Below are 12,569 nucleotides of genomic sequence, written 5' to 3' on the forward strand. Positions count from 1 at the left end.
TCTTTTTTTAGATTTCCTACCTTTGGCGCCTATGAAAAAGAAGCAACTTATAATTAGTCTCTCTTTGGCACTGACAGTGTTATTTTCAATACTGTTCCAGTCACTTCATACGTATGAGCATTTTATAAAGCAATTTTCTTCAACAGAGTGTCATCATAAATACAGTCATGGTGATGCTGAAATAACACATCAGCATCATAAATTTGATGAATGTAAAGTGTGTCATTTTACTTTTGGGTCTTATGTTTCTCCCGAAGTATTTGCTTATTCACTGCAGACCAATTACAAACAAACGCCCTATTTCTTTGAGAAGGGAAAAACCTTTATTTCGTTTCCTGGCAGTTTGTATTCTCTTCGGGGTCCGCCTTCAGTTATTATTTAAATTACAGTTATTTCCAACCAATCCTTATTATGTTTTGTTGGGATGTTTCACTTTTTAAATAATTTCATTTCAGCTATCTTTTTAAGATTTCTGTTTGAGTATACTACAATAATTTCTGATGAAAAAAATTATAATTACCCTACTATTAGGGTTTTCAGCGCTACTTCATGCGCAAAGTACAGTATCTGGTACAGTAACGAATATGACAAGCCAACCAATAAAAGGCGTGTCCGTTTATGCTCCAGAATTGCATAAAGGCACAACAACAGATGAAAACGGAAAATACAGTTTGTCAAATCTTCCTAATGGAAATGTAAAATTGAGTTTTACTTTCGTCGGGTTTACAACTGTAAATAAAACAATTAAAGGCCTTCAACAAGAAAATACTCTTGATGTTATATTGGAAGAAACTATTTTTCAAATGGATGAGGTAATCGTTTCTACCGCTTTCAATAAAATACAGTCACAAAATGTGATGAAGGTAGAACATGCAACCATCAAGGAATTACAACAAAAAGGAACAGCAACCTTAATAGAAGGGTTGGCAACGATTCCTGGTGTTTCTCAAGTTTCAACGGGAACTTCGATAGGGAAGCCAGTAATTCGTGGCTTGAGTGGAAACCGTGTTTTAGTCTATTCACAAGGAGTGCGAATGGAAAACCAGCAGTTTGGAGACGAACATGGTTTAGGGTTAAATGATGCCGGAGTAGAAAGTGTTGAGGTGATCAAAGGGCCTGCTTCTTTATTGTATGGCTCAGATGCACTGGGTGGGGTTTTGTATTTTAACCCAGAGAAATTTGCAGATGCAAATACGTTTAAAGCTAATTTTAGTCAGAAGCTGTTTTCTAATACTTTAGGAAGCAATTCTTCTCTTGGATTAAAAACGTCCACTGAGAACTGGAAATTTATGGCTAGAGGAAGTTACAATACGCATTCTGATTATAGAGTTTCAGGAGGAGATCGCGTGACAAATACTCGCTACAATGAAACGGATTTTAAAACTGGAATTGGATATAGTAATTCTAGTTTTTCTTCCGTTCTTCGATACAATTACAATAAACTGGATTTAGGTATTCCAGAGGATGGTATTGCAGCGCAATCGTCAAGTAAAAACACAGCATTTCCTAGACAAGGGGTGTTCAATCATCTGTTGAGTTTAAACTCTATAATCTATTTAAAAGATTCAAAACTAGATGTTGATTTAGGGTATGTTGCTAATGATCGCTCTGAGTTTGAAGATAGCGACATAGCAGGTTTAAAAATGAAGTTGAAAACCTTTAATTATGATGCCAAGTATCATTTACCTAAAATGGGCAAACTGGAATCAATTTTAGGAGTTCAAGGAATGCACCAAACCAATGTTAATTCAGGTGAAGAATACTTGATTCCAGATGCTACTACTAATGATTTTGGTGTTTTTGGGACTGTTAATTATGAATGGGATAACAACAGCGCGCTTCAGGCAGGTTTGCGTTTTGACAATAGAAAAATCACGACAGAGGAACATGGAACTTTAGGAGAAGAAGGCTATTTTAAAGCAGTCGACAAATCATTTGACAGTTTTAATGCTTCCTTAGGGTACAAAACCAATGTTGCTGATGATTTGACTTTAAGGCTGAACCTGGCTTCAGGATTTAGAGCCCCTAATCTAGCTGAATTAACATCTAATGGCGTTCACGAAGGAACTAATCGCTACGAAGTAGGAAATAGTGATTTGAAGACGGAACAAAATGTACAGTCTGATATTAATTTAGAGTACAACAACAGTCATTTTGAGTTTTTTGTAAATGGTTTTTACAATCATATCAACAACTATATTTATACTTCGCCTACAGGAGCGGTATTGGATAGTAATGACGTATTTAACTATATTCAAGACAATGCTATGCTGTACGGAGGAGAAATTGGGTTGCATTTTCACCCCCATCCTTTAGACTGGTTGCATTATGAAACTAGTTTTGAAACCGTGACGGGTAAGAAGCAGAACGGGGGCTTTTTACCCCTAATTCCTGCGAATAATTGGAATAATACGATTAGAACTGAATTCAAAATTAAGAACTGGTTTGAAACTGGATTTGCTACCTTGAATTTTGCTACTACTTTTAATCAGCAAAATGTAAGTGGTTTTGAAACGCAATCTCATGGCTACACCTTAGTTAATTTAGGCCTTGGCGGAACAGTGAAATTAGGTAAAACAGCATTTGACGTAAACCTTAACGGGAATAATTTATTTGATAAAAGATATATTGCCCATTTATCAAGATTGAAAAATGACGGAATCCCGAATATAGGACGAAACATAGTTCTGGGTGTCAATTTCAATTTGTAGAAAAAGTATAAATAATGAAACGCTATCCAAAAGGGTAGCGTTTTTTTTATTAGTGCGAATTGCAAAAAACTCTGTAAATAATTCTTCACCATATAAGTCATATTAGTCTTTAGCTTATATTTTTAAACCATTAAGAAATTATGGGGCATTATTATTGGCTTAATTTCTTTGTAATTATCTGCATTACCTTCGCGCGTCTCTGCGAAATAACTTTACATCAAGTGCATATATTGATAATAACATTCTCTATTTAAACTAAGTTTCGTATATTTGTTTAAGTTTAATTAAAAAACGTTAAACAATATATTTAAACCGAATGCCTGAAGTGATTAAAGTCCCAATAAATATTGTTTGGTTCAAGCGTGATTTACGATTTGTAGATAACGAAGCCTTGTTTGCTGCGCAAAATTCAGGACTGCCCTTACTATTCGTTTATTGTTTTGAACCAAGTGTTATGGATTACGATGATGCAGATGTGCGTCATTGGCGGTTTATTTATGAGTCGATTCTGGATTTACAATCCAAACTCAATCCTATAAATAGAACCTTCTATTATTTTCATAATGAAGTTCAAACTGTTTTCTCAGAATTAGTAAAAAACTACGATATAAAAACCGTGTTTTCGCATCAAGAAATTGGTAACAAAATCACTTTTGATAGAGATCTTGCGATGCAGGTTTTTTTCCAGAAAAACAATATCAGTTGGAAAGAGTCACAAATGCATGGTGTAATTAGACGGTTAAAATCAAGGCAACATTGGGATAAACACTGGGAAGCGGTAATGCGTGCAGAGCCTAAAATGAGTGCGGTTCAAGATTTCAATTTAGTACAACTAGAGGATGTTTTTTATAGTTCCATAAAGGGAAATTCACTTTCTGATGACATTACAAATCCGAATAAAAATTTCCAAAAAGGAGGTGAAAATCTCGCTTGGCGCTATTTAGACAGTTTCGTAAAAGAGCGGTATGTCAATTACAGTAAGCATATTTCGAAACCGGCTTTAAGTAGAAAAGGCTGTAGCCGCTTGTCACCTTATCTCGCTTACGGTAATATTAGTATGCGAATGATTTATCAATATACGAATCAGCATTATGAGAATTCTAAAAACAAACGAGCGATTCTTAATTTTGTTTCAAGACTTCATTGGCATTGCCATTTCATCCAAAAATTTGAAGATGAATGCCGCATGGAATTCGAAAACGTAAATAGAGCCTATGATACTTTGGTCAAGCCAAAAAATGAAGCGTATATCAAAGTCTGGCAAGAAGGAAAAACAGGCGTACCTATTGTTGATGCTTGCATGCGATGTTTGGTTGCAACGGGCTATATCAATTTCAGGATGCGCGCGATGGTGGTTTCTTTCTTCACATTTAATCTTTGGCAAGATTGGCGTGAATTGCATTTTCTAGCAAGACAATTTTTAGATTACGAACCCGGAATTCATTATCCGCAAATCCAAATGCAATCAGGAACAACTGGAATTAATACCATTCGGATTTATAGTCCCATAAAAAACTCTGAAGATCATGACCCTGACGGCATTTTCATTAAACAGTGGTTACCTGAATTAGCGGAAATTCCAGTCAGCTTAATCCATGAACCATGGAAATTAAATCCCATAGAACAACAATTCTATAGTTGTGAAATAGGGAAAGACTATCCTGAACCAATTGTTAATATTGAAGAAACTAGAAAGTATGCCAGTGACATTGTTTGGAGTTTCCGTAAGAAAGACGAAGTGAAAGAGGAGGGGAAAAGAATTTTGAAAAAACACGTTTCCAATCCGAACCGACGAACTAAAAAAACAAAATCATAATGACACTTTTTTTAAAAGCAAACTGGGAAAACATTATAATGGCAAATTATGAAATTGATCCCGCAATACTTATTCCGTCCTTGCCCAAAGGTGTCGAGCTTGATTTATATGAAGGCAAAGCTTATGTAAGTTTGGTGGGTTTCATGTTTAAGAAAACCAAACTTTTCAATGTTCCGATTCCGCATTTTGGAACTTTTGAAGAAATCAATTTGCGCTTTTATGTGGTTCGAAAAGAAGGAGACACCGTAAAACGCGGTGTGGTCTTTATCAATGAAACCATTCCATATCCTATTGTGGCTTGGATGGCGAATAAATTATATAAAGAGCATTACACCGTGGTTCCTACGAAACACGAAATCACGACAGAAAGCAAAAGTAAAAAAGTGCAGTTTGAATGGCTTTTAAACAAAAAATGGAATAGCATTTATGTAGAAGCGACAACAGAAGCTAAGGTGATGGAAAGCCAATCCTTGGAGAAATTCATATTCGAACATTATTACGGCTACACTAAAATTGACCAAAATAATACGGAAGAATACAAATTGCAACATCCAAGTTGGCGGGTAAATAAAGTGTTAGATTATAAAATGGATTGCGATTTCACAGCGATGTATGGTGATGCGTTTTCGGTTTTAGATACTACAAAACCCGAAGCAGTTTTTATAGCCGAAGGTTCTTCAGTAGGGATAGAATGGAAAAGAAACCGACTAAATCTTGACAATGAAAGGCATTAAAAAACAAAACTTACCTACTAAAACCTGTTTGGTTTGTCAAAGACCTTTTTCTTGGCGTAAAAAATGGGAAAAGGTTTGGGATGAGGTAAAATATTGTAGTGATAAATGTAGAAGCAACAGATAAGATGTCAAATAAAACGTTACGATTAGTTCTCGGCGATCAACTAAACAGCAATCATTCCTGGTTTAAAGCGGCTGATGATTCGGTGACTTATGTTATGATGGAAGTTCGAACGGAGACCGATTATGCATCGCATCATATTCAAAAAGTAGTCGGGATTTTTTCTGCAATGAGAAATTTCAGCAAGACGTTAGAGCTGAATAAGCATCAGGTGATCTATATGCATTTGAATGATGAAGACAATTTGCAATCCTTTGAAAAAAATATTCAAAGCCTGATTGCAAAAGATAATTTTACTCATTTTGAATACCAGTTGCCAGATGAGTTTCGTGTTGATGTAGTTTTAAAAGAACTTTGTAAATCAATCGAGATTTCAAGTTCAGTAATTGATTCGGAACACTTTTTTACTTCTCGAAACGAATTGGAATATTTTTTTGAAGGTAAGAAAACCTTTGTGATGGAAAACTTTTATCGCATGCTTAGAAAAAAGCATGATGTTTTAATGGAAGGCAATCAACCATTAACTGGCAAGTGGAATTATGACAGTGAAAATAGAAAAAAGTTACCCAAAAATCACAAACCTACACCTCCATTAGTTTTTAATAATAATGTTTTAGAAGTTCTTGAGGAAATAGATAAAACAGATATTAAAACCATCGGAAATATTGATGCTGTTAATTTTGTTTGGCCCATAAATAGAGAGCAGTCTTTACAATTATTAGATTTTTTTCTTGCAGAATGCTTGCAGTTATTTGGTAGTTTTCAAGATGCTATGACGCCAAATGAGTGGTCTTTATATCATTCTCGACTTTCCTTTTCTATGAATTTAAAGATGATTTCGCCACAAGAAGTTATTGATAAGGCGATACAAGAATGGAATAAAAGACCAAATAAAATTGAATACAATCAACTAGAAGGGTTCGTACGACAAATAATAGGTTGGCGCGAATACATGCGAGGGATTTACTGGCTGAAGATGCCCGAATATGCCAGTATGAATTTTTTTAACAATCAAGAAAAGTTGCCAGATTGGTTCTGGACAGGCAAGACTAAAATGAATTGTTTAAAAGATGCTATAAATCAATCGTTGAGTTTTGCGTATGCGCATCATATTCAGCGGTTAATGATAACTGGGAATTTTGCGCTTTTGGCAGGAATTCATCCTGACGAGATTGACGCTTGGTATCTCGGAATATATATTGACGCCATTGAATGGGTTGAAATTACCAACACTCGTGGCATGAGTCAATTTGCTGATGGTGGAATTGTAGGGACAAAACCGTATGTGAGTTCGGCGTCTTATATTGATAAAATGAGTAATTATTGCGGCAGTTGTTTTTATAAAAAAGAAGTTAAAACAGGGGAGAAAGCATGTCCTTTTAATAGCCTGTATTGGAATTTCTATGATAAAAATCGGGATGAATTAGCTATAAATCCAAGAATTGGAATGATGTATAATGTTTGGAGAAAAATGAAGCCAGAGGCCAAGGTTGCCTTATTAGAACAAGCGGATTATTATCTAAAAAAAATAAATGAATTATGAAAACGGCAATAGTTTGGTTTAAAACGGATTTACGATTATATGATAATGAAGCACTTATAAAAGCTATTGCTCAAAGTGAAGAAATTATACCTGTGTATTGTTTTGATGATGCCCATTTTGAATCGACGAAATATGGTTTTAAAAAAACAGGAAATTATCGTGCTCAATTTTTATTAGAATCATTACAAGATTTAGATAATAATTTACGTAAAATGGGTTCTGGTCTTGTTATTTTAAAAGGAAAACCAGAAGTGGAAATTCCTAAAATTGCCGAAGAATATAGAGCTCTAAAGGTTTTTGCCAAACGTGAAGTGGCATTTGAAGAAAAACAAACTGAGAAGTTGGTTCAAACAGCACTTTTTAAATTGCGTTGTGAACTAGAAACTTTTAGCACTAGTACCTTGTATCATGCAGAAGATTTACCGTTTGCTATAAAAGACATTCCTGATGTTTTTACCACATTTAGAAAAAAAACGGAACTAGATGCAACCGTTAGGGCTGTTTTTAAAGCCCCAATTAGAATAGCCTCTCCGGAGATTCCTGAAATCATTTTGCCTACTTTAAAAGAGTTAGGCTTGCGATTTTCTTCAATAGACTCTCGTGCAGCCATTCAATTTAAAGGCGGAGAAACAGAAGCGATGAAGCGGATGAATCATTATTTTTTTGAATCAAAAAGCTTATCGGTATATAAGGAAACTAGAAATGGAATGGTAGGGGCAGATTATTCTTCAAAATTTTCGGCGTGGTTAGCAATGGGTTGTATTTCGCCCAGAGCAATTTATCATGAAATAAAGAAATACGAAAACGAAAATGAGGCCAACGAATCTACGTATTGGTTGGTTTTTGAGTTGCTATGGCGTGATTTTTTTCGATTTATGTTTAAAAAATACCAAACTAAATTTTTCTTATACTCCGGTATACAAAGCGACAAAGTAAATTCAAAAGCGCTTAATAAAAAACTGGTTTCACAATGGGTAAAAGGTACAACTCCTTCTGATTTCATCAATGCCAATATGATTGAATTGAAACAAACGGGTTTTATGAGCAATAGAGGACGACAAAATGTGGCGAGTTATTTTTGTAACGAACTCAATATGGATTGGCGTATTGGTGCAGCTTATTTTGAGTCGCAGTTAATAGATTATGATGTGTGCAGTAACTGGGGAAATTGGGCGTATTTGGCAGGAGTAGGAAACGACCCAAGAAAGCACCGTTATTTCAACATTGAAAAACAAGCTAATGATTATGATAAAGATAGGGTATTCCGGGATTTGTGGTTGCAATAGTTTTTTGTTCCGCAAAGAGTCACAAAGTTGACGCAGAGATTCACTAAGTTTTTTTTACCTCATAAGACATATAAGTTTAGGAGCTATAAGAGATTAGGTTTCAAATCTATTGCTATTTATTAGTTGTTGGGTTAATTTTCTTCGTGACTCTCTGTGGAACCTCTGCGAATCTTTGTGGAATAAATTTTATCCATAATAAATTAAAAAAGCTTATATGATTTATATGTTTTAAAATGCGTAACAATAAACGACTTTGAGCGACCAATCCTACTAACGCTTTTCTTACCATAGGGGAGCCAGAGATTTTCCTTATTTTTGTTAACCAATAAAAAGATATTAATGAAAAAACTAATTCTAATAATGGCCGTATTACCCACAATAGCTTCTTTTGGGCAGAACCAAAAAACAATTCACTATCCAGAAACCAAAAAAGGAGAAACGGTAGATCAATATTTTGATGCCAAAGTAGCTGACCCGTATCGTTGGTTAGAAGACGATCGCTCTGCCGAAACTGCAGCTTGGGTTAAGGCTGAAAACGAAGTGACTTATGGTTATTTGAACCAAATTCCTTTTCGCGATGCGCTTAAAAACCGCATGGAGAAATTGTGGAATTACGAAAAAATAGGCTCACCTTCCAAAGAAGGAAACTTTACCTACTACTCTAAAAATAACGGATTACAAAATCAATCCGTAATGTATAGAAAAGATGCTGCTGGAAAAGAAGAGGTTTTCTTAGATCCTAATACTTTTTCTAAAGATGGAACCACCTCGCTAGGAGGAATCGATTTTTCAAAAAATGGAGCAACTGTAGCCTATGCTATTTCAGAAGGCGGAAGCGACTGGAGAAAAGTGATTATTATGGATGCATTATCTAAGAAAATAATAGAAGACACATTGATTGATGTGAAATTCAGTGGATTGTCTTGGAGAGGAAACGAAGGTTTTTATTATTCGAGTTACGAGAAACCAAAAGGAAGTGAATTGTCTGCTAAAACAGACCAACATAAATTGTATTTTCATAAACTGGGAACCGCTCAAAAAGAGGATAAGGTAATTTTTGGCGCAGATCAAAAGCGCAGGTATGTAGGAGGATATGTTACAGAAGATGATCGCTATTTAGTAATTTCGGCAGCTAATTCTACCTATGGAAATGAATTGTATATTAAGGATTTATCGGTAGAAAATAGTCCTATTGTTACCATTGTTGACAATTTCAACAGCGATAATAATATAATTGATAGCGAAGGATCAAAGTTGTTTATAGAAACCGACTTAAACGCACCTAATAAACGTATTGTAACCGTGAATGCAGCTAATCCGTCGCCATCAAACTGGGTTGATTTTATTCCAGAGACAGAGAATGTATTGTCACCTTCGACAGGAGCAGGCTTTTTCTTTGCTAATTATATGAAAGATGCCGTTTCGGTGGTGAAGCAATATGATTATAATGGGAAACTAATTCGTGAAATTCAATTGCCAGCTGTAGGAACTGCGGGTGGTTTTGGAGGAAAGAAAAAAGAGAAAGTGTTGTATTATTCTTTTACTAATTACACTACGCCAGGAACGATTTACTCTTTTGAACCTAAAGCAGGAAAATCAGGGGTTTATGCACAGCCAAAAGTGGACTTTAAAAGCGATGATTTTGAATCCAAACAAGTATTTTATACTTCCAAAGACGGTACTAAAATCCCAATGATTATTACTTACAAAAAAGGATTAAAATTAGATGGTAAAAACCCAACGATGCTTTATGGTTATGGAGGTTTTAACGTGAGTCTAACGCCAGCTTTTAGCATTGCTAATGCGGTGTGGATGGAAAACGGAGGCGTTTATGCCGTACCAAGTTTAAGAGGTGGTGGTGAATATGGAAAAAAATGGCATGATGCAGGAACTAAAATGCAAAAACAAAATGTATTTGATGATTTCATCGCCGCTGCCGAATACCTAATTGCTCAAAAATATACTTCCTCAGATTTTCTTGCCATTCGTGGTGGGTCAAATGGAGGTTTGCTAGTAGGTGCAACCATGACACAGCGTCCAGAATTGATGAAAGTCGCTTTGCCGGCAGTGGGAGTGATGGACATGTTGCGTTACCATACTTTTACCGCAGGCGCAGGTTGGGCTTATGATTATGGAACAGCACAAGACAGTAAAGAAATGTTTGAATATATCGAAGGATATTCTCCGGTACACAACGTAAAAGCAGGAACTCATTATCCGGCAACTATGGTAACCACAGGGGATCACGATGACAGAGTAGTTCCTGCGCACAGTTTTAAATTTGCAGCGGAGTTACAGGAAAAGCAAAAAGGAACTAACCCAACATTAATCAGAATTGATGTAAAAGCGGGTCATGGTGCAGGGAAATCAGTGGCGGCGAGCATTCAGGAGAATGTAGATATCCAGGCATTTACACTTTATAATATGGGTTTCAAAGCATTGCCAAAATTAAAATAATAAAGGTTTGATTAGGAGCTATTTCCCGCTTTCCGCTGTATCTCTTATGGCGAAAACCGCCACAAGAGGATGCCGCTTCAATCAGGGCTAGGGCTAAGACACACAATGATATTTTTTATAACAAAACGCCAATCGGAAGATTGGCGTTTTGTATTTGCGCTACCTATAACTTAATACATTTTTGTTATAAGTCGGAAAGTAATATTGTAGACAAGCGCTCGTCATGTCCGTAGATATCTTCATAAAAATGGATTTGCCCCTCGCGATCAACCCAAGCAGTGAAATAGCCAATGTATACTGGTATTCGAGTTTTGAGATTATAAGTTTTCTCGACTTCTCGATTCATGGCTGCATCTATTTTTTCTACAGTCCAATTTGTATCACCCTCTAAAATTTCGATTGCTAAATCTCTTGGACGTGCTACTCGAATGCAACCATGGCTAAATGCCCTCTGTTCCTTGTCAAATAGAGTTTTTGATGGGGTGTCATGCATATAAATAATGTGAGAGTTTGGAAAAACAAATTTCACTTGACCTAATGCATTTTGTGGGCCTGGCCGTTGTCGCACACGGTTTCCAACCCATTCCATATCGTGTTTGGCCAGATAGTTGCTGTTTTTGGCAATAGCCGGCAAAATTTCTTTTCTTAAAATACTTGGAGTTACATTCCAATACGGACTAAATACAATTTGGTTCATTTGACCACTAAAGACGGCCGTTTTATTCATTGATTTTCCTACCACCACTTTCGAGACAAGTACAGGCTTGCCTTCTTTAAAATAAGTAAGGGTAAAAGAAGGGATATTGACCACTATCGATTGTTCCGTTTTTGTCAAGCCGAGCGAAATCCATCTCGAGCGCTCCATGTTAACCATAAGAGTCTTTATACGCTCGTGAACGTTAATATTCATACTGCTGATATGTTTGGGTAACAATAAAGAATCTGTGGTGAATGCGTTACGCTCTTTGTATTTTAAAATGCCTGCTAATAGCTCATTGTCAAATATGTTTTTTTGAGAATCAATTTTTAAGTCTCGGGTGATAAACAAGCGTTTTCTAACTTGTACGATAACATCAGAAGTATCTCCGGGTTTCAGCGATTTTATTGTTTTTGGAAAGACAATTGGATCCCAGCCTCCATTTTTTTCAATGTCGCGGTAATTTTGAAGTGCGTCTTTTAAAAGGTAATATTGACCGGGAAGGTCTTTAAGTTGTTTGTTAATCAGGCTCGGATCTTGGAGTAAAGAGTCCAATCGATTGACATACGATTGTTTTTTTCGAGGAAGATACCAACCCAGCTCTACTGTCTGTTTCGCATCTAGTCCCTTAAACACGCGGTCAGCATAAAAAAAATACAGAGAAGACATAAGAAGTTCTACTTCCACATCAGACTTTTCCATATTTTCTAAGTCCTGAAAAATGGTTTGTAATTTCTCCGCATAAGGCACACGAGTTTTTATTCCTTCTTGCTCTAAGTTATTGACCTTACTGTATAGTAAAGCAGCAAACTCATTCATGCCGTTGCTGTCATACCAAAGAAACTCGTAATTGTGTTTCTTGTAGAGCTGGACAACTTCTGGTTTCAGGTATTTGAACTTTGGGTGTTTTGCAAAAAAGGGAGCTACTAAAGTACTGTCAAAAGGTATCGGGGGAAAGGAAGGGATCTTTTGGTAATTGAGAGCAGTAGACACTGTCGAAAGACTACTTGCTTTTGTTGTAGTGGGAAGTCCTACTAATAGCAAACAGTTTATTAAAAAAAGCGAAATGACAAGTATGCGTTTCATGTCAGTTAATTTATAGTGTCAACTATAAATATACGAAAAAACGAGGAGAATATGGAAGTGTTAAATCGTTATAATCTTTGCCGAAAACATAAAATAGCTATGCCTAATTTCAGTAGTT

The 12,569-nt window shown here is 35.9% G+C and carries 9 protein-coding genes; 8 read left to right on the plus strand and 1 reads right to left on the minus strand.

Going from position 1 to position 12,569, the window contains the following annotated elements; translation table 11 throughout:
• The first annotated feature begins 31 nt into the window (after window positions 1-31).
• From AAC069_RS15745 to AAC069_RS15780, 8 genes are all read left to right on the plus strand, one after another.
• Entirely contained in the window at window positions 32-382 is a 351-nt protein-coding gene (locus AAC069_RS15745; protein ID WP_339921393.1) for a hypothetical protein, read from the plus strand.
• Between the two features lie 118 nt (window positions 383-500).
• On the plus strand, window positions 501-2,711 hold the full coding sequence (locus AAC069_RS15750; protein WP_339921394.1) for a TonB-dependent receptor: 2,211 nt from the start codon (window positions 501-503) through the stop codon (window positions 2,709-2,711).
• A gap of 316 nt (window positions 2,712-3,027) precedes the next feature.
• On the plus strand, window positions 3,028-4,527 hold the full coding sequence (locus AAC069_RS15755; protein WP_339921395.1) for a deoxyribodipyrimidine photo-lyase: 1,500 nt from the start codon (window positions 3,028-3,030) through the stop codon (window positions 4,525-4,527).
• Window positions 4,527-5,261 carry a DUF2071 domain-containing protein gene (locus tag AAC069_RS15760; protein WP_339921396.1) on the plus strand — a complete coding sequence of 245 codons (735 nt, stop codon included), beginning with the start codon at window positions 4,527-4,529 and terminating at the stop codon, window positions 5,259-5,261. The genes AAC069_RS15755 and AAC069_RS15760 overlap by 1 nt, the downstream gene beginning before the upstream one ends.
• Window positions 5,257-5,385, plus strand: coding sequence for a DUF2256 domain-containing protein (locus AAC069_RS15765; protein ID WP_339921435.1), 129 nt, complete (start codon window positions 5,257-5,259; stop codon window positions 5,383-5,385). The genes AAC069_RS15760 and AAC069_RS15765 overlap by 5 nt, the downstream gene beginning before the upstream one ends.
• On the plus strand, window positions 5,360-6,925 hold the full coding sequence (locus AAC069_RS15770; protein ID WP_339921398.1) for a cryptochrome/photolyase family protein: 1,566 nt from the start codon (window positions 5,360-5,362) through the stop codon (window positions 6,923-6,925). The genes AAC069_RS15765 and AAC069_RS15770 overlap by 26 nt, the downstream gene beginning before the upstream one ends.
• On the plus strand, window positions 6,922-8,211 hold the full coding sequence (locus tag AAC069_RS15775; RefSeq protein WP_339921400.1) for a DASH family cryptochrome: 1,290 nt from the start codon (window positions 6,922-6,924) through the stop codon (window positions 8,209-8,211). Before AAC069_RS15770 ends, AAC069_RS15775 begins: the two co-directional genes overlap by 4 nt.
• Window positions 8,212-8,571: 360 nt before the next feature.
• Window positions 8,572-10,668: a prolyl oligopeptidase family serine peptidase gene (locus AAC069_RS15780; protein WP_339921436.1), complete on the plus strand. Its 2,097-nt coding sequence runs from the start codon at window positions 8,572-8,574 to the stop codon at window positions 10,666-10,668.
• A 184-nt stretch (window positions 10,669-10,852) separates the two neighbouring features.
• On the opposite strand, the gene AAC069_RS15785 is transcribed toward AAC069_RS15780, so the two are convergent.
• Window positions 10,853-12,451 (minus strand): L,D-transpeptidase family protein, encoded by a 1,599-nt coding sequence (locus AAC069_RS15785; RefSeq protein ID WP_339921401.1) that lies wholly within the window; start codon window positions 12,449-12,451, stop codon window positions 10,853-10,855.
• Between the last annotated feature and the right edge of the window lie 118 nt (window positions 12,452-12,569).

Source organism: uncultured Flavobacterium sp. (assembly GCF_963974175.1).
GTDB lineage: Bacteria > Bacteroidota > Bacteroidia > Flavobacteriales > Flavobacteriaceae > Flavobacterium.

Coding starts and splice junctions, on each gene's coding strand:
- AAC069_RS15745 (WP_339921393.1), top strand. CDS start 32: ATGAAAAAGAAGCAACTTATAATTAGTCTCTCTTTGGCACTGACAGTG.
- AAC069_RS15750 (WP_339921394.1), top strand. CDS start 501: ATGAAAAAAATTATAATTACCCTACTATTAGGGTTTTCAGCGCTACTT.
- AAC069_RS15755 (WP_339921395.1), top strand. CDS start 3,028: ATGCCTGAAGTGATTAAAGTCCCAATAAATATTGTTTGGTTCAAGCGT.
- AAC069_RS15760 (WP_339921396.1), top strand. CDS start 4,527: ATGACACTTTTTTTAAAAGCAAACTGGGAAAACATTATAATGGCAAAT.
- AAC069_RS15775 (WP_339921400.1), top strand. CDS start 6,922: ATGAAAACGGCAATAGTTTGGTTTAAAACGGATTTACGATTATATGAT.
- AAC069_RS15780 (WP_339921436.1), top strand. CDS start 8,572: ATGGCCGTATTACCCACAATAGCTTCTTTTGGGCAGAACCAAAAAACA.
- AAC069_RS15785 (WP_339921401.1), bottom strand. CDS start 12,451: ATGAAACGCATACTTGTCATTTCGCTTTTTTTAATAAACTGTTTGCTA.